We start from the raw sequence: 17,119 nt of genomic DNA on the forward strand, positions 1-17,119 counted from the left end.
GCTTGCTACGGCGATGGGATCGGTTCCGAGATTCGTGCTGCGTGCTCCTGCGAATATGATTAATTGGCCTTGAGCCAAGCCATAGTTGTGGCCAGCAATTGACGGGCAAACGTGCGCACAACATCAGTGTCATAATTGCGGTAATAGCATTCGATTGCCATAACCAAGGCCAAGTAGAGCGAATAGAGTTGGCAGCGTTGTTCTTCTGCAGGCGTAAAGCTTATTTTGCCATAGCCATGCATAAAATTGATCAGACTTTCGCCTGAGAAGGGGCGAAATTGGGCTTCCATCAAGGGATCGCCCCATAACGCCCGTTCAAAATCGATAATCCCAACAATCGTGGAATCGCGAACAAAGAAGTTGCCATTCCAAGCATCCCAATGCACTAACTGAGGCGTAGTCACTGCATCCAAGGCAGCGGCATGCGTGAGCACAGCGGTACGAATCTCTGCATAGCTATGATCAAATTCAACATTTTTGCGCTGACCATCGACAAGCAGGGCATCAATGAGCTTAATAAACGTGGCTCGCCAAGTTGTGCCGCGCAATTCGGGGTTGCCTTCGTAGCCAAAATAGCTGCCGCTAAAGCTATTAATCTGGTGCATAATTGAACCAATTTGGCGATCAAGCTCAGCTTGGATGCTTGGATCAAGCGTTGCCCGTATCTGCTCAAGGTTGGTGCCAGCAATTTTTTGCATAAAAAAATAAGCTGAATCACACATGCTCAAGGTGTCGTCGAAAAAGGCGATGCTTGGCACCGGAATCGCTGGATTTTGCTGCACCAAGCGCATTGCTGCAACTTCGGTCTGCATAATGTTTTTTTCGTAGCTCATCACATCGGCGGTTGGCGGTGGGGCAATTTTGAGCACAAACTCGCGACCATCGGCCAATGTAACCGCATAGGCGGCATTGAACCAACCATCTTTGAGTTCTTGAACTGCGTCTGCATGCGGCGCAAGCTGCATCCCAGCAAACGCATGGGCAGCCATTGCAGCAATTTGTTGGCGAGTTTTGAGATTTTTGGTCGTGCTGTGCATTGGAGTTCCTTTCGCAATCATGGCGCTACGCCAGATTAGCCCAGTGAACATTGCTGCTTAAATAAAACACTCCCAGCGCAGCAGCCCTCATCGGGAGAATCAAGGCCAATCCGCTGGAAGTGCAAGGAGAGTATGCTTCGAACACGCGAGGCTTGCGAATCTCGGTTTTTGGAATGTGTTTGCCGCACATGCTCCAAAGACCATTATCAGACGAAACGCTGAAGCAACGCTTGTGTTTCTGAAACGTTACAGAAGTATAGCACAGCAATGCTGCTGATGCAATAGACTTATTACAATGATTTGAATAACGCGGCACAACTGCTGCTATAGCCAATTCGGTAAAAATAGACGGGGATTGTATGAACTATCGCGAATATCGCATTCCTGCGCCAAACGTGCGCTCGTTATGCTGGAAGAATAATAGTTTGATCGATTGGGTTGCTGGCGGAACGCGCTATCAGCTTGATGGCAAGATCAAGCGTTCGACCACGGTCTATCCTTATCCCTTTGATGCAGCGGTGCAATCGGCCTCAGGCGAAGTGGTGGTCATCTATCAACGCTTGGGAACCAAGGGCTTGGTGCTGAAAAATGGCAAAATTGTGCGCGAAATTAATCGCAGTTATTACTACGCCGATAGCTATGAATACCCGATAGCCATATTGCAACATGCCGATTTAAATGATGTGCTGCTCCACTGTCCCGATAAGCACAACCAGCTTGATTTGGAGGATGTAGCAACCGGACGGCGGTTGAGCGAAGGCTGGAAGCGCAAACCAGTCGATATTTTTCATTCGCGCTTGAGCGTCAGCCCCAAAGGCACATGGGCGGTGAGCGCCGGTTGGCAATGGCAGCCAGCGCATACCGTGGCAATCTACAAAGTTGATGAGCTATGGTCTGAGCCACAAATTCTCGATACCGAAGGCTTTTGCCCACCAATCAAAGTTGATATTAGCTCGGTCAGCTTTTTGGATGAACAAACCCTGCTGATCATCACCGATGAATTTGCCAACCTCAATGCAAATTTGGTTGATACGCTGGTGCAGCGGCGTGGAGCGCATAGCATCGGCTACTACGATTTGGAAAATCGCCAGTTTCGGGCAACCGTTCAGGTCGAAGAAATCGTGGGCACGGCCATGGCCTTAAATGAGCGCTATGTGGTCGGCTTCTTTGATCATCCTAAATTGTTCGATTGCACAACCGGCAAAGTGGTGCAGCGCTGGCCAGAGTTGGCTACAGGCCGCCAAACCCACAGCATGATCGGCAGGCTCGACCAAGCGCTTCCGCCAACCGCCTTTGATTCAGCCAACAAGCGTTTTGCCGTCGCCGATGATAACGCTATTACGGTGATTGAATTGGACGTGTAGTCCACATGTTTTGCATTATTAAGCCCTGCATGGAAACCGTTGGAATGAATTTCTCGTTCAAGCGATGGTTAAACCAAAACGATAGTTGCCTTAGTATAGCAGCGCAAAACACTTATTGAGGCTTGAGATGGACTACCGAGAAGATCGAATTTCAGCGCTAGGAGTGCGTTCGCTTACGTGGCATAACAATCGCCTGATTGATTGGCTTGATGGCATGAGCTATCAACTCGATGGTACATCAGAACGTTTTCATGCAGGCTATGACAAAGAGTACGATTCAGCTATTCAGTCGCCTTCTGGCAATTTAGCAGTTATCTATCAACGTTTAGGAACCCAGGCAATGTTGATTGATCGGCATAAACCTGTGCGTAAACTAACGCGTGATCCATATCACGCTGAGATTTATGAGTATCCGGTAGTATTTCTGCAAGTTTCCAAAGAGCCTGAATTGCTGATTCATTGCCCTACACGCTATCTTAAACTTGAAGTTGAAGCAGCACGCACAGGTCGAACTCGACTAGCTCCTGGCACGTCGTTTATTAAGCGCTTGCGTTTATGGTTTTCCGAATCGGATGGGCGCAATCCAGAAGATATGTTTCACTCACGGTTGGCAATCAGCCCAGGTGGAACATGGTTGTTGAGTGCTGGTTGGATTTGGCATCCCTATGAAACGGTTGTGCTCTATCCAATTGCCGAAGCACTGGCTAATCCCGCCTTGCTTGATACAAGCACCTTTGATTTTGGCTATCCAAGGGTAGCCGACATTAGTGCAGCAGCGTTTGTCAACGATCAGGTATTGATGCTGATTAGCGGCGAATATCCAGAAGATGATGGCGAAGTACCTGAGTATCACGACGACCCCTTGTTTCATAGCGGCCCATATAGTATTGGGATCTATGATTTAGTTAATCGCCACTATCGTTCGGTTGTCAAAGCCGAGGAAACGGTAGGGACGATTATGCCATTAACCGAGCGTTACCTGCTTGGTTTTTACGAACATCCTAAGCTATTTGATGGCACAATCGGCAAAATTATCCAGCGTTGGCCAGAGCTTAATACGGGAACGCAAACCAGTAGTTTATTAATGAAGCCAGAGCTAATTCCGCCACCAATCGCCTTCGATCAAGCCAACCAGCGTTTTGCCGTTGCCGACGAAAAAGGCATTACGGTAATTGAATTGGATTCACATGATGCTGCTTGAATATCAAACTCTGCGCGATGGTTTAATCGCGCAGTTACGCACAACCCTCGCCGCCGATCAGCGCTTTGTAGCTGGCTGGCTGGTCGGCAGTTTTGGTCGCAACGCTGCTGATGCAGTCAGCGATCTGGATCTGATGCTGATAGTGGCCGAGGCAGCAAGCGCCCAATTATGCGCCAAACCAGCGATTAATCGCGCCAGCACAACGCCTGAACGAGCTGCCTTGTTTACAACATTTGGCCCAATTGCCACCTTGTATGAGGCTCATCAAAATGCGCCAGCAGGCGGAACCCAAAGCTTTGTCTGCTACCAAGGCACTGGCTTAATTGTTGATTGGACATTAGTTCCAGCTGACAAGGCACTACGCCCAGTCGATGCGTTGATCTTGTTTGAGCATGAGCCAATTGCCGTAGCTACTGCCCAGCAGGCTGAGCCAAACCCAATTGAATTAATCAAAGAACGAGTGGCCTTCTTTTGGATGATGAGCACAGTCACGATTAAATATCTGATTCGGCGCGATCATGTGTTTGTGACGACGTGGCTGGAGGAATTGCAACGGATTGTGCTTGACGTTGAACGCTTGAGCGAAAAGCGGCCATGGAGCTACCAACATGGTTCGCGTAGCCAGTTTGCCACCACAACCCACGCCCAAAAACAGGCAATGCAACATCTTATTGCTGCAATGGTGCAATTAACCTCGCCACTTGCTGAGCTTACTCCTGCACCGTTGCCAGAGCTTGAGCGATTGCTAGCCTTGGTTAATGCCGAGGATCTTAATCTATAAGGCTTAACTTTTTCAATTTAATCTCTTTGTACAACATTGTTTCGCCACCCTTCCGTCCCTCCGCCGGAGGGAAACGTCGGGGGTTTTCATCCCCCGACACCCCCTAATATCTATTTTGTGGATTATTATTGGGCCGAGAATTACCCTCAACTTTGTTTTAAAATTGAATAAAAATTATCCTCATCATGAAACGACAATGGTACAATAGCCGCTGCTGATGTGTAGATTGGGGTTGGCGATGCGGCGAAAAAAACCATTAGATTGGGCAACTCTTGGGCCAATTGCGGTGTTATTGGGCTTATTGCTGTTAATTGTCAACCAGCTTAATCAACCAAAAACCCGTTATGCCCCGCTAGGTGCGTATTTCAGCGATGCTGCTGCCAGCGTACCCCAAAGCCAAGTTACACCCTTGCCACCAACCACCTTGCAAGCGATTGAACAAAGCAACACTGCTGGAAGCTCCAACCAAATCGATTTGGTGCTTGAAACTGAGCTTTACCAAGACCAAAGCAACGAATTAGCGGGTGAGTTGCAAAGTGCGCTGGATTATGTCCAGGAGCGCACCAATATTCGCCTAAGCGAACGGATGACCGTGGTCATTAGCCAAGATGCGCAATGTGGCTTTCATGGCGTAACTTACTCCGATGTGCGGGTGATTTACATTTATAGTTGCGCTGGAGTTGCTCGCAGTCGGGTCGTTAATATCGCAGCGCACGAATTTGTGCATCAATTGCAGCAAGATCGCTATGGCGCTGCCCATTTGAGCGCCGACTTGGCGCTTTCCGAGGGCTTTGCCACCTGGGGCGCAGGCCGCTATTGGCTCGGCAGTGCCAGCGATTTTAGCAGTTTTGCCCGCGATTATAGAGCCAATGGCCAAGCCTTACCACTCTCTACCCACTACGCCAGCGTTGGCATTGACGGCATGAATGTGCTCTACTATCAATGGGCCAGCTTTGTCGATTATTTGATTAACAGTTATGGCCGCGAAGCCTTCGATCAATTGTATATTTCTGGCGGCGAGCGTCAGCCTGGCGCGGCAAACTACGCTGCAATCTACAATCGTTCCTTTGGTTTGTTAGAGGCCGAATGGCAGCAAACACTCGATTAGGCCGTGCTACAATGGCCCAAGCAATTGTTCTAAGGAGAGTCTATGCAACCGCCGTTTGGTCCGAATTTGCTTGAATTAGGCCCGATTATTATTCGAATGTATGCGATTGCCATTTTGAGTGGCGCGATGATGGGTGGCTGGTTGGGTGCGTATCGCGCGCGCGCTCGTGGCTACAACCCCAATATCGTTTGGGATTGGTTGATCGTTGGCTTGATTTTGGGCGTTGCCGGGGGGCGAATTTGGTACGTCGCCTCGTCGTGGCCCCAATATCGCGATGGCCCGTTCATCGATATGATCAACACCACCAAAGGCGGGCTGGCAATTCACGGCGCAATCGTTGGGGCAGTATTGACGGTGATCATCGCCTCGTGGCGCACCAAAACCAATGCCCTAACATGGATGGACATAATGGCTCCATGTTTGAGCGTTGGCCAAGCCATCGGGCGTTGGGGCAATTTTTTCAATAACGAAGCCTATGGTGGCCCAGTTAATAATGGCTTGCCTTGGAACCTGAACATTCCCGCGCAATATCGGATTCGTGGCACCGAACAATATGATGCAGCAACCCGCTTCCACCCAACCTTTCTCTATGAATCATTCTGGAATTTGGGTGTGTTGTTCGCAATTATTTTCCTTGAACGACGCTTCCGTGGCCGCTTGCGCAACGGCGATTCATTGCTGATCTACGGCGTGCTCTATTCAATTGGCCGCTTCTGGATCGAAGATCTGCGGGTCGACAAACTGTGTACTGGTGGCGTTGGCGGCGCTGCATGTGGCGATAGCCTTTCAACCGCCCGTTTAACCAGCATTGTTTTGATTGTTGGTTGTAGCAGTTTGTTTGTGTTGCGCCGTGCCTTGCAGCGCCGACCACCAGCCAGCAGCTACCAACAATGGGACAACCCTTGGCAACCAGAGCCAAGCGAACCAGCCAACGCAGCCGCTTAATTACAAAAGAGCTTGGGGTTGCTGCCTCAAGCTCTTTTTTCGCAACAATCAACCCCTAAACCACGTACCTTTTGCAAGATTTTCTCCCAATTCTGGCCATTTTCAGCAATGTTCTTTTTGAGAAAGGGCTTATTATGTTTGGCGTTTTGCGTGGGTGCTCGCCGCACCTCGATCAATCGACCCATGCCGCTTGGTGGAGCCATATTTGTGGCATGTGCCTCACCTTGCGCGACCAGCACGGCCAAGTTGCGCGCATCACCACGAATTACGATGCAGCCTTGCTTTCGGCCTTGTACGAAGCGCAACGCCCTGAACAAGGCGCACGCCGCACCAGTGTTTGTGCCTTGCGCAGCTTTCGAGCGCTCGATGTAGTTGCTGCTGATGATCATGGGTCGCGCTATGCAGCAGCGGTCAGTTTGCTGATGGCAGCAATTCGGCTACGCGATAATGTGGCCGACCGCGATGGCTGGGCTGGCAAGGTTCCCTTCGTCGCCAATGGCGTAGCCAAACGCTGGGATAAGCAGGCAGAACAAACTGCCCGTGAATTAGGCTTCGAGCCAGCCTTGCTGCGCGAACAAGCAGTTGCCCAAGCAGCAGTTGAAGCCTTGCCGAACGCCGATTTTTGCACCTACTCGGCTCCAACCGAGGCCGCTGTCGGCGCAGCCTTTCGGCATACCGCGATTTTGGCCAACCAACCAAGCAATGCCGAGCCGCTTGAGCAAATGGGCCGCATGTATGGCCGTATGATGTTGCTGCTCGATAGCTATGGCGATTTTGCCGAAGATCAAGCGCGTGGCCATTTTAATGCGCTGGCTGCTACGCCCCAAGCTGAATTGCGCACCGCGGCACATAAAATTTTCAATGATGCATTGGCAACCTTGCGCCAACACTGGCAACGCTTAACCCTTTTGCAAGCCCATTTGGTTGAGGTGCTATTGCTGAATATGTTGCCAGCAATTGGATCAAAGGCCTTTGGGGCCTGCAAGCGCCATAGTTTGGCCTGCGCGACAGCCTTGCCGATTGCAGCGGCATTAATTCCAGCCATGGCCAGCGATTACGATGACGATCCATCGCGCCGCGACCCCAACCGCGCCTACACTGGGCCAACGCGGGCGCTCAAACCCCACGAAAACCCAGAGTACCAAGGCCAATACCCGCAACAACCACCTTATCAAGGCCAACAATATCCATCGCAATATCCGCCGCAGTACAATCCAAATGATCCCACGATGTTACCACCAGGCACGTTGCCGCCTGCAAGCTCGCATCCTGCGCCGCAAGGCCATTATCAAGATAGCAAGCGTGATGTGGCGTTAGGTGCGGCCTTGTGTTGCTGCCAAAGCCGCCGCCATTCGCATCGCTCACGCAGCCGCTGTTGTGATAGCGATTGCTGTGATTGTTGTCAGTGTTCATGTTTATGTTGCGATGTAACCGATGCCTGTGAAGGCGGCTGTGGCTGTTGCGAATGCGGGAGTTGCTGCGAATGTGGCGATTGCTGTAGCTGCGATTGTTAAAATGCAAACCCCGCCATGCGTCTAGGCTGCATGGCGGGGTCGCTGTGTTTATCTGTAAGTTTTTTAGGCGCGAGCAGTAATTTGGCGGCCGGTCAAGCGTGGGCTGAGCAAGTTGTCCAGCGCCAATGAGCCTGAACCAAGCAAGACCAAGGCAAGGCTTGCCCCAATCAAAGCCAACACATATTCGTAGCCACCATTTTGTGATGAGAAACCATTTTCCAAGTGCACGGTTACCAAAGCCACAACCATGGCAATTGCTTCAGCCACTGCGACATAGCGCGTAAAGAGGCCGAGAATCAACATAATCCCGCCAATGAGTTCGGTCGCAATCAACAAAATCGCCATGAAATAAGGGGCTGGAATGCCAAGGCTGCCAAGGAACCCAGAAGTTCCATCAAGCCCACCTTCGCCAGTGAACTTATCCCAACCGTGCATAAAGAAAATAAAACCAACCACAATTCGCAAAATAGCGATCCCAAACCCTGGCTTATCGAGTAATTTATTGATACTTGCCATGACCGTGTGCTCCTTTCAAGCAAAGGTGAATTTCAAACCTCGGCCACTATAAAGCTAGATAGTCCGAAACAACGTCCTTGCTCACGTCCCAAAGGTCAATAAAAGATTAATAAACGATGAAGTTGGGATGAAGATTGCTGAGAAACTTAGCTAACAAACTTAATTTTAGCCAAACGACGCATAAACATGGGCAAACAAGCTACATAAAAAGCCCCTCGCACGCTAGGCATGCGAGGGGCTTTAACCCCATGATTGTACCGCAATATGTTGATACATAATGGTCGGCTCCCCCTCGCCCGCGTTCAGTGGGAGAGGGGGTTGAGGGTGAGGGGACGTTTGACTATAACTCTAAATTATTTACTTGGCAGTGGCACTTTGGCGTTTAACCGCAACATCGGTTTTGCGATGTTGCAAGTGTTCGGCAATCACATACGAGCCAATCACGAAGGCCGCAGCTGCCACTTGCGAGGCAATGCCTTCCCACGTTGCGTAGAAGCCCAGCCACATATTGGCCCAATAGGGAATTTCGAGGCTGCGAATTGGGTGCAATGGCATCCAGCCAACCAATTGCATAATGTGGACCGTGTTGCCAACCATAATCAGCAGCACCGCGCCAATCATCACACCAGTAACGATCAGCATCTTCTTATGCGGTAATTTTGCTTGCAAACCAAAGACCAGCACGCCAACCAAGGCCGTGCCGCCAAGCCCCAGTGCCACCCCACCAAGCACCACTTGGGTGCTGGCTTCGAGCACCAGCGCTTGCAAAAAGAGCACGGTTTCAACGCCTTCGCGATAGATGCTGGTAAAGCCCAAGGTGATCAAGCCCAGCCAAAGCCCAGCTTTGCCGCCGATAATTCGGCGTTTTTGGGCATGGAAATTGGCCATCCAGCCAGTCCAATAAACTTTGTGAAAAAACCAGTTGGTGATCAACAGCAACACACCAATCGCAATCAACGAAACAATCGCCTCGATCTTTTCTTGATCGCCACGGCGAATTAGTTCATTGATTAGGCCACGTGCCAACATCCAGGTTAGGGCTGTAGCAACCATAGCGAGGGCTGCGCCAATCCAAATTGGCTTGCGATAGCTGCGTTGTTCGCCAATTTTGAGGCTGGCGAGCAGCGAGGCCAAAATCAACACAGCTTCTAAGCCTTCACGGAACACAATCACCGCAGCGCTGGTTGCCACAGCTTCTGGCGTGCTGGAGCCGCCAAGGGCATCTTGCGCCAAATCAAGTTGTTTATCCAAGGCTTGACGGCTGGCACGAATGTCGCTCAACGACGCTTTTTGGCGAATCAACTCGGCAAGGCCAGTAAATTCGTCTTTGCCATACCAAAAGAGATTTTCAATTGGGGCTTTGTATTCTGGCGCAAACACAATCAAACGTGCTTCTGGGCCAGATTCGAGCACAGCGTAGGCTTCCAAACGCGCCGATTCAGCCAGATCGTATTGATCGCCAGCAACCGCATTTTCCATCTGATCAAGCATTGAATCGATCACATCGAAATCGCCTTCGAGGCTCGATTTTTGCCACTCGGCGGGCATAATTGAGGCCAAGGTTGTGGTAATACTATCGACTTTGGCTTGCACTGCATCAGGATCGGCAACGCTGGTACGTTGGGCCGCAGCAGTCAAAATCGTTTCAAGATCGCGCAACTCGCCAGCAACTTGCTGGGTTTTGGTCGCATCAATTTCGACCAACAAGCTTTCGAGGTCGCTAAATGCAGCAGCAGCGCCATTGCGGAAGGTCGTGGCTTCTTGAATTTCGAGATCAAGCGTTACTTGGCCGTTGCGCACGCCACGTTCATATTCAACTGGCACGAGGCTCAAGAATCGGCGCAATTGACCAGCACGGCGCACTTGCTCTGATGGGCTTAGTGGAGCTGCGCGAAAGCCGCTGAGCGAGCCTTCAAAGGTCGTAATTGCCGTTTCAAGGTTGGCGTTGCTCAGCGCTGCTTCGCGCAAGGCTTGGGCATTGGTTAATGCACTATCAGCCTTATCAGGGTATTGCCCACGATACGCTGGCTCTAAAATATTAAAATAGCCTTGAATTGCCGCGCCGGCCTCTGCTTGTTGAATGCGATTACCTTTTTGGGCGGCGCTGCGCAGAGTACGCAAACTTTCGTTAAGTTTGGCTTGGTAGGTATCCAACAAATCTGCATCGAGCGCAATGCGGGCATCGGCGGCGCTATAGGCTGCTTGTTTCCATTGCTCGATGGCGCGGGCTGCATCGCCGTTGGGGCGTGAAAAGCGCGTTGCATTGCGAAACTCGCGCACTGGCAGCCATTGCAAGGCTTGTTCTGGCTTGCCTGTATCGATTGATTGGCCAACGATGCCATAGCTGGCTTTGAGCAAATCGATCCAGAGCAACGATCGCTGTTGAGCAAATGCCGCAACATCGTTGGCTTCCAAGGCTTTGGTTAAATCTGCCCAGCGCGTGGCGATTGTGCTCGCCTGTTGGGGAGCCAAGCTGGTCAAATCTTTGGCGAGGGCTTGATCATACAAGGCTTGGGCTTCGCTGACTAAACGTTTGGCGTTGGCAGCATCAGTTGTGAGCGATAATTGGGCTTGCACCAACAACGAACGCACCGATTCGCTGGCTTGGGCTGGTGATGGTTCGGCTGCCATGGCAGACCATGGCAATAAGGCAACGACCAACGCCAGCAAAAAACGACGCAACCACATACAAGCTCCTAAAATTGTGGTTTGCTGCTCCTCACAATGAGCAACAGCAAAATAAACCGACAAAGGACGTGAACTGTATGCCAACAGTTCACGCCCTTTGCTGCTTAAGTTTTGTGATGGAGGGACGCACACCCAAACTCCATCGACCTTGCTCCGTCGCAACTTCTTTCTCATTGATCGCATAGGTATAACTGTGATACAAGCAGTATACCTATTTTGGTTCGATTTGCGAATCAGTTCGTGAACCGATTTTTAGCCTAATCCTGTGTTTTTTTGCTTACTCGCTGATTTTCACGTTCAAGCGAGCAGCAATTTGGCTGACTTGGCCGGTAATTGCATCAGCACGATTTTGGGCTTCAGCACCGAGCAAATCGGCTTCTTCAGCAGTAAAGCGTTGGCCAGCTTGTTCTTTTTTGTGCACATCGGCAACAAAATCGCGGAGGCCTTGCAAGTTGGTCTTGATTTGGCGATCTTGGTCGGCATCGAGGGTGGCAATTTTGGGGCTAAGGCTATCGTAGACAACTTGCAAGCTGCCCAGAATATCGCCAATGTCGGCCAAGCGTGAGATGGCCACAAAATCGCGTTGGGTGCTGCTATCGCCAGCAACAAAGCGCGAATTCTTCCACGAATCGAAATATTCGTTCATGGTTGGCACCATCACGACCAAGGCGCTGAATGCGTCGCTGTCGGTTGGTTCCCACGCTTTGGCGGCGATATCAAGCTCGGTTGCGGTAGCCTTGAGCTTTTGGGCTGCTGCCAATAAGACATTGGCTTCTGGCAACGATTCGCCAAATTCCACCGTGCCGTTGCCGTTGATGTCTGCTTCAACATCGGTGATGCGGAAGGCATCGTACGTGCCCCAGAGCGTGCTTTCGGTTACGCCAAACAAGTTGCCTGGTTTGGCAACCGTGCGGCCATCAGCCAAGCTCAAATCATAATTGACCACGCTATCGCCGCCTTCTTCTGCAGAAGCACCAGCATCAAGCGTTACGTCGAAATCGGCCAAGCTGCTTACTCCTGCAACGATCCCTTCCATTTGTTCGTAGGTAGGGCTGGATTTCAACCAAGCTGCTTTGGCATCGTTCAAGGTCGTGCCAACCTCAGCTTGCTTGCTGCGCCAGAGCGTTGCATAATCGAAATTAGCAGCTTTTGCCAAATCATAATAGCGCTGGCTAGCGGTTTCCAAAGCGGTGGTACTGGTGATCAAATCGCCAGTTTTGCCCAAAAGATAGGTCTTGATTGCGCCAAGTTCGCCAGCGGCGGCAGCTTGGGTTGGTTGCGTGGTAGGAGCAGCCTGTTCAGCACCACAGCCGAAAAGCACTGCTACGAGAGTTAATGCACAAAGCCAACGATACATGAGCCAGAAACCTCCAAATGCCAAGGTCTAGTTAAATCTGTTAGTACGGAAAAAACTGTTTTTATTGTGATTGGCAGAGTATACGTCGCGCTATTGGTTCTGTCAAACGAGAATGATTCTTAGATTTAAGCAGAATAATCACGCCGAAACATGCTTCAACGCGAGGTCAAGTCAATGGTACAATTTGTGATATTACAGCACAAGGAATCCCAATAAAATTTAACCTGTGCTGGAGCCATTCTATGTTTGAGAAAGGAACAATTGAATGCTAAGTGACATAGCCAGCGAGCTAGGAATTGTCTTGGTATTGCTGGTTGCCAACGGGGTTTTTGCTGCATCGGAGCTAGCCATGGTTTCGGCGCGGCGTTCTCGCTTAGAACAACAAGCCGCCGATGGCGATCTTCGGGCAAAGAAGGCCCTGCAACTCGCCGACCAACCTGATCGCTTATTAGCCACCGTTCAAGTTGGGATCACGTTAATTGGTACGTTTGCAGCAGCTTTTGGGGGCGCGAATATTAGCAAACCCTTTGCCGAATATCTGAAAACGATTCCTGCGCTCGAGAGTTATGCCGATTCAATTGCCTTTACGGTGGTTGTATTGCTCATCACCTATCTGTCGTTGATTATTGGTGAGCTTGTGCCAAAACGCTTAGCCTTGTTGCATGCAGATACGATTGCCCGCAACCTTGCGCCCTTGCTTTCGTGGCTTTCGTGGCTCACCAGGCCAATCGTCTGGGTGCTGACCAATTCATCAACGTTGATTTTGATGTTGATTGGCCAGAACAAAAAGCCTGATTCTAGCATAACTGAAGACGATATTTTGTATATGACGCGTGAAGGGCGAGCTGGCGGCACAGTCGCCTTGCACGAAGAAGCGTTAATCTCACGGGTTTTCGATTTTTCGGATCGCACGGCGCGCATGCTGATGACACCCCGTCCAGATGTGGTAGCAGTCAGCGCCAACACCCCGCTTGCTGAAATCACTCGCATTGCAGTTGAACATGGCTATTCGCGCATGCCAGTTTACGAAGGCGATTCGCTTGACCGCTCGATTGGCACGATCTATATAAAGGATGTGTTGCCATCGATGTTGGGCAACGACCAACGCCAACTGCGTGAATTGGTGCGCCCGCCAACCTATGTATTGGAGCACGAGCCTGTTTCCAAAATGTTGAGTCTGTTTCGCCGCACTGGCTCGCACATGGCTTTAGTGGTCGATGAATATGGCCAGATTTCGGGGATTCTGACCCTCGAAGATGTTTTAGAAGAACTGGTTGGCGATATTCGCGATGAATATGATTCCAACGAAGAACAAACCATGGTCAAACGTGATGATGGCTCATGGCTGATCGACGGCTCTGAATCCTACGCTGTGATTGCTGATCGCTTGAATATTGCGATTAATGATGCCAACGATTTTGTGACAATTGCAGGCTATGTGTTAAACGAGCTGCATCGCTTGCCAAATGTTGGTGATCATGTGGCTTGGGATGAATACGATGTTGAAGTGATCGATATGGATGGGCGGCGGATTGATAAAGTCTTGATCAAAAAACGCGCCTAAACTGCTTGATAATTGGGCAATGACGAAGCTCGTTTGAGTTTCGTCATTTGCGTTAAGCCGTCGCTGATTGAAGCTAAAAGCGCATGTATATAGCAAGAGGTGTTATGCTTGATTTAGATCGTGCTTTAGCCCAATTTCCCGTGTTGGAAACCGAGCGCCTGCTATTACGCCAGCCAGTTTTAGCCGATCGCGATCCAATGTTTGCGATTATGGCCGACCCACAGGTATTGCGCTATTTTGGTCAATTGCCAATGGAAACGCCTGAGCAAGCAGAAAATCGCTTGAACAGTCTCAAACGATCGTTTGAGCAAAAAATTGGCGTGCGCTGGGCCATTACCTTGCACGAGCATGGCGAATGGATTGGCTCAGCTGGGTTTTGGCGGTTTGAGAGCGAGCATGCGCGGGCCGAAATTGGCTACGAATTGGCAGCGCACTCTTGGGGTAAGGGCATTATGACCGAGGCCTTGCAGGCGATTCTACAATTTGGCTTTGAAACCCTTAAATTACATAGCATCGAAGCCCAGATTCACCCCGACAATCAAGGCTCGCGGCGGGCGCTCGAAAAAGTTGGCTTTCATCAAGAAGGGCTGCTGCGCGAGAATTACTTTGATATTGTCGAAAACCGCTTTACCGACACCGTGGTATTTGGCTTACTTGGCGCTGATTGGCGGGCGGCGCAGGCCAAAAAGATTAATAACGGTTAAGCCGAAGCTTTGACTTTTTATCGGCGCTACGGTAGCATAGCGAGCGATTGAAAACCCATGGAGGTTCTTACAGATGCGCAAACACATGTTGGCTAGCCTTGTTGTGCTAGCACTCTTGGCTGGTTGTTCAACCACCGGTTCAGCTCCAACCACTGCTCCGGTTAACAACCAACCAACCAATCCGGCCCCAGCCCAAACTCCTGCAACCTACCCAACGCCAGCAGATGGCAACGTGGTTGTTGAGCCAACCTTGGAGCCAGGCCAATACCCAGTGCCTAACTCGCAACCAACGGCCTACCCAACTCCCTAGGGTTGCACGGCCTTAGTGGTAGTGATATACTATAATCAGTATGAAGTACACAGACCGAAACGTGGGTGTCCCCCACGTTTCTTCTTGTCAACAAGGTTAACCAACGCAGGGTGGCTCCATCAAAGCAGGTATTATGTCGATACCTGACCCACTGCACCCCTAAGCGAGGCTAGATATGAAAAGTGATTTTTACGCAGCTATTTCACAGATTGCCGCTGAACGCGGCATTCCCCGCGAGTCGGTGCAGGATGTGGTCGAGCAAGCCCTAATTTCTGCCTATCGGCGTTATTTGGGCAATAATCCGCCACCCGTCGATGTTAAGATTGAATTAGAGCCAAACACTGGCCGCATTCGGGTTTACGCCGAGAAGCAAGTTGTTGATGAAGTGATGGATGATCGCTTCGAGATCGACATTGAAGATGCGCGTAACGTGCGTGCCGATGTTGAAATTGGCGAAACCGTCTATGTTGAAAGCACGCCCGACGATTTTGGCCGGATTGCCGCCCAAACTGCCAAGCAAGTTGTGCTCCAACGGATCAAAGAAGTTGAACGCGACCATATTTATGGCGAATACTTTGATCGTGAAGGCGAAATTGTAACTGCCACCGTGCAGCGTACCGCCAAAGGCAACGTCATTTTGGAAGTTGGGCGTGCAGAAGCGATTCTGCCGCAAAAAGAGCAAATTAGCCACGACAACTATCGCCATGGTCAGCGGCTTAAAGTCTATTTGATGGAAGCCCGCCGTGATGATCCCCGTGGCCCGCGCTTGGTGGCCTCGCGCACCCACAAAGATTTGATCAAACGCTTGTTTGAGATGGAAGTGCCAGAAATTTATAACGGCACAGTTGAAATTAAATCAATTGCCCGCGAACCAGGCTTACGCTCGAAAGTAGCCGTGCATGCCCGTCAAGAAGGCATCGACCCGGTTGGCTCGTGCGTGGGGATGCGCGGGATTCGGATTCAAAATATTGTCAATGAGCTGAACGGCGAGAAGATCGACGTGGTGCAATGGGGCGCTGATATGCGGGTATTTATTGCCAACGCCCTCAGCCCAGCCCAAGTCGTCGAAGTTCATCTTGATGAAGGCGAGAAAACGGCCACCGTGGTCGTGCCAGATAAACAATTGTCGTTGGCAATTGGCAAGGAGGGCCAAAACGTTCGTTTGGCAGCCAAACTGGTTGGTTGGCGCATCGATATTAAGAGCGCATCTTCACTCCTCGAGGAAGAACGCGCTGCTGCCGAAGTGCGCGAAGCTGCCGCGTCGGAACAAATGCTGCAAGAAGCAGCGCTTTCAACCGCTAAAGTCGAAACCCGCAAGGTCCGTGTCGATTCCTTGGTTACCTATCAAGGGCGACAATATGGCCCATTGCCAGCAGAGATTATTGGCGAAGAAGTCGCGTTGCGTGCCGCCGCCCAAAAACTCAATATTTATTTCAATGACAAGCTCATTGCTAGCTATATCATCGAAGATGAAGCTGGCGAGAGCGACGAGACGGATACCGAGGCATAGCCTATGGCTGCTCAAAAGCAGTCGCCGCGCCCACGCCATGTGCCACAGCGCATGTGTGTTGCTTGCCGGCGTACCGATAATAAACGTCAGTTGGTACGTCTTGTACGCTTGGCCGACCAAAGTGTTGTGGTCGATCCAAGTGGCAAGCAAGCGGGCCGCGGTGCATATCTCTGTGCTGAACGCCCATGTTGGACCAATGCGCTAAAGCGCGGGGCCTTAGAGCGAGCCTTGCGCGTCGAATTGAGCGCGATTGATCAGCAGGCTCTGCAAACAATTGCTGATCAATTTCCCGATGCTGACCCAGCGGTGGAGGCTGCGATGAACTAAGCCGCATCACTGCCTTCGCCTCTGGCTTCAGCTTCCCAAGCCCTTAAACACAAACTTCGTGTTGGGCATTAGGAGGACCATAGATGCCAGTTTCTCAAAAAAATACCCGCGATGGCGTAAGTGATCGCGCAAACAATCGCAAATCTAGCCGTGAAGGCTTCTCTGCTAGCAGCGGCGGCAGCGGTGGTAACCG

The 17,119-nt window shown here is 50.8% G+C and carries 15 protein-coding genes; 11 read left to right on the forward strand and 4 right to left on the reverse strand.

Annotated elements, in window-relative coordinates; genetic code table 11:
* Positions 1–59: 59 nt before the first annotated feature.
* Positions 60–1,037, reverse strand: a complete 978-nt coding sequence (locus tag C5S61_RS10810) for a phosphotransferase family protein (protein ID WP_110515069.1) — start codon at positions 1,035–1,037, stop codon at positions 60–62.
* Positions 1,038–1,396: 359 nt separating this feature from the next.
* Between C5S61_RS10810 and C5S61_RS10815 the strand changes: the two genes are divergently transcribed.
* The 6 genes from C5S61_RS10815 (at position 1,397) to C5S61_RS10840 (ending at position 7,950) form a co-directional block, all read left to right on the forward strand.
* Entirely contained in the window at positions 1,397–2,401 is a 1,005-nt protein-coding gene (locus C5S61_RS10815) for a hypothetical protein (RefSeq protein WP_110515070.1), read from the forward strand.
* Positions 2,402–2,528: 127 nt separating this feature from the next.
* Complete coding sequence (locus C5S61_RS10820; RefSeq protein WP_110515071.1) at positions 2,529–3,602, forward strand: hypothetical protein; 1,074 nt, start codon at positions 2,529–2,531, stop codon at positions 3,600–3,602.
* A complete protein-coding gene (locus tag C5S61_RS10825; RefSeq protein WP_124033419.1) occupies positions 3,589–4,383 on the forward strand; it encodes a hypothetical protein in 795 nt (264 codons plus the stop codon). The genes C5S61_RS10820 and C5S61_RS10825 overlap by 14 nt, the downstream gene beginning before the upstream one ends.
* A gap of 238 nt (positions 4,384–4,621) precedes the next feature.
* Positions 4,622–5,491, forward strand: a complete 870-nt coding sequence (locus C5S61_RS10830; protein WP_110515073.1) for a gluzincin family metallopeptidase — start codon at positions 4,622–4,624, stop codon at positions 5,489–5,491.
* 42 nt (positions 5,492–5,533) lie between these two features.
* Positions 5,534–6,436, forward strand: coding sequence for a prolipoprotein diacylglyceryl transferase (gene lgt, locus C5S61_RS10835; protein WP_110515074.1), 903 nt, complete (start codon positions 5,534–5,536; stop codon positions 6,434–6,436).
* Between the two features lie 134 nt (positions 6,437–6,570).
* Positions 6,571–7,950, forward strand: a complete 1,380-nt coding sequence (locus C5S61_RS10840) for a DUF5685 family protein (RefSeq protein WP_110515075.1) — start codon at positions 6,571–6,573, stop codon at positions 7,948–7,950.
* 63 nt (positions 7,951–8,013) lie between these two features.
* Here C5S61_RS10840 and C5S61_RS10845 read toward each other — a convergent pair whose 3' ends face one another.
* From C5S61_RS10845 to C5S61_RS10855, 3 genes are all read right to left on the reverse strand, one after another.
* Positions 8,014–8,466, reverse strand: a complete 453-nt coding sequence (locus C5S61_RS10845; RefSeq protein WP_110515076.1) for a DoxX family protein — start codon at positions 8,464–8,466, stop codon at positions 8,014–8,016.
* Positions 8,467–8,823: 357 nt separating this feature from the next.
* Complete coding sequence (locus tag C5S61_RS10850) at positions 8,824–11,154, reverse strand: FTR1 family iron permease (RefSeq protein WP_164689362.1); 2,331 nt, start codon at positions 11,152–11,154, stop codon at positions 8,824–8,826.
* Positions 11,155–11,431: 277 nt separating this feature from the next.
* A complete protein-coding gene (locus C5S61_RS10855; protein WP_110515078.1) occupies positions 11,432–12,511 on the reverse strand; it encodes an imelysin family protein in 1,080 nt (359 codons plus the stop codon).
* Between the two features lie 265 nt (positions 12,512–12,776).
* Here C5S61_RS10855 and C5S61_RS10860 point away from each other — a divergent pair, with 265 nt between their 5' ends.
* The 5 genes from C5S61_RS10860 to rnpM all read left to right on the forward strand — a co-directional run bounded on the left by C5S61_RS10860 (position 12,777) and on the right by rnpM (position 16,926).
* Positions 12,777–14,075, forward strand: coding sequence for a hemolysin family protein (locus C5S61_RS10860; protein ID WP_110515079.1), 1,299 nt, complete (start codon positions 12,777–12,779; stop codon positions 14,073–14,075).
* Positions 14,076–14,179: 104 nt separating this feature from the next.
* On the forward strand, positions 14,180–14,779 hold the full coding sequence (locus C5S61_RS10865) for a GNAT family N-acetyltransferase (protein ID WP_110515080.1): 600 nt from the start codon (positions 14,180–14,182) through the stop codon (positions 14,777–14,779).
* Between the two features lie 73 nt (positions 14,780–14,852).
* Positions 14,853–15,089, forward strand: coding sequence for a hypothetical protein (locus C5S61_RS10870; protein WP_110515081.1), 237 nt, complete (start codon positions 14,853–14,855; stop codon positions 15,087–15,089).
* Between the two features lie 175 nt (positions 15,090–15,264).
* Positions 15,265–16,599 (forward strand): transcription termination factor NusA, encoded by a 1,335-nt coding sequence (gene nusA / locus C5S61_RS10875; RefSeq protein ID WP_110515082.1) that lies wholly within the window; start codon positions 15,265–15,267, stop codon positions 16,597–16,599.
* 3 nt (positions 16,600–16,602) lie between these two features.
* On the forward strand, positions 16,603–16,926 hold the full coding sequence (gene rnpM / locus C5S61_RS10880; RefSeq protein WP_054532402.1) for an RNase P modulator RnpM: 324 nt from the start codon (positions 16,603–16,605) through the stop codon (positions 16,924–16,926).
* The last annotated feature ends 193 nt before the right edge of the window (positions 16,927–17,119 follow it).

It is taken from the genome of Herpetosiphon llansteffanensis, assembly GCF_003205875.1.
GTDB classification, from domain to species: Bacteria; Chloroflexota; Chloroflexia; order Chloroflexales; family Herpetosiphonaceae; genus Herpetosiphon; species Herpetosiphon llansteffanensis.

Excerpts from the sequence above, each read along its gene's own strand:
- C5S61_RS10810 (WP_110515069.1), bottom strand. The coding sequence starts at position 1,037 with ATGCACAGCACGACCAAAAATCTCAAAACTCGCCAACAAATTGCTGCA.
- C5S61_RS10815 (WP_110515070.1), top strand. The coding sequence starts at position 1,397 with ATGAACTATCGCGAATATCGCATTCCTGCGCCAAACGTGCGCTCGTTA.
- C5S61_RS10820 (WP_110515071.1), top strand. The coding sequence starts at position 2,529 with ATGGACTACCGAGAAGATCGAATTTCAGCGCTAGGAGTGCGTTCGCTT.
- C5S61_RS10825 (WP_124033419.1), top strand. The coding sequence starts at position 3,589 with ATGATGCTGCTTGAATATCAAACTCTGCGCGATGGTTTAATCGCGCAG.
- C5S61_RS10830 (WP_110515073.1), top strand. The coding sequence starts at position 4,622 with ATGCGGCGAAAAAAACCATTAGATTGGGCAACTCTTGGGCCAATTGCG.
- lgt (WP_110515074.1), top strand. The coding sequence starts at position 5,534 with ATGCAACCGCCGTTTGGTCCGAATTTGCTTGAATTAGGCCCGATTATT.
- C5S61_RS10840 (WP_110515075.1), top strand. The coding sequence starts at position 6,571 with ATGTTTGGCGTTTTGCGTGGGTGCTCGCCGCACCTCGATCAATCGACC.
- C5S61_RS10845 (WP_110515076.1), bottom strand. The coding sequence starts at position 8,466 with ATGGCAAGTATCAATAAATTACTCGATAAGCCAGGGTTTGGGATCGCT.
- C5S61_RS10850 (WP_164689362.1), bottom strand. The coding sequence starts at position 11,154 with ATGTGGTTGCGTCGTTTTTTGCTGGCGTTGGTCGTTGCCTTATTGCCA.
- C5S61_RS10855 (WP_110515078.1), bottom strand. The coding sequence starts at position 12,511 with ATGTATCGTTGGCTTTGTGCATTAACTCTCGTAGCAGTGCTTTTCGGC.
- C5S61_RS10860 (WP_110515079.1), top strand. The coding sequence starts at position 12,777 with ATGCTAAGTGACATAGCCAGCGAGCTAGGAATTGTCTTGGTATTGCTG.
- C5S61_RS10865 (WP_110515080.1), top strand. The coding sequence starts at position 14,180 with ATGCTTGATTTAGATCGTGCTTTAGCCCAATTTCCCGTGTTGGAAACC.
- C5S61_RS10870 (WP_110515081.1), top strand. The coding sequence starts at position 14,853 with ATGCGCAAACACATGTTGGCTAGCCTTGTTGTGCTAGCACTCTTGGCT.
- nusA (WP_110515082.1), top strand. The coding sequence starts at position 15,265 with ATGAAAAGTGATTTTTACGCAGCTATTTCACAGATTGCCGCTGAACGC.
- rnpM (WP_054532402.1), top strand. The coding sequence starts at position 16,603 with ATGGCTGCTCAAAAGCAGTCGCCGCGCCCACGCCATGTGCCACAGCGC.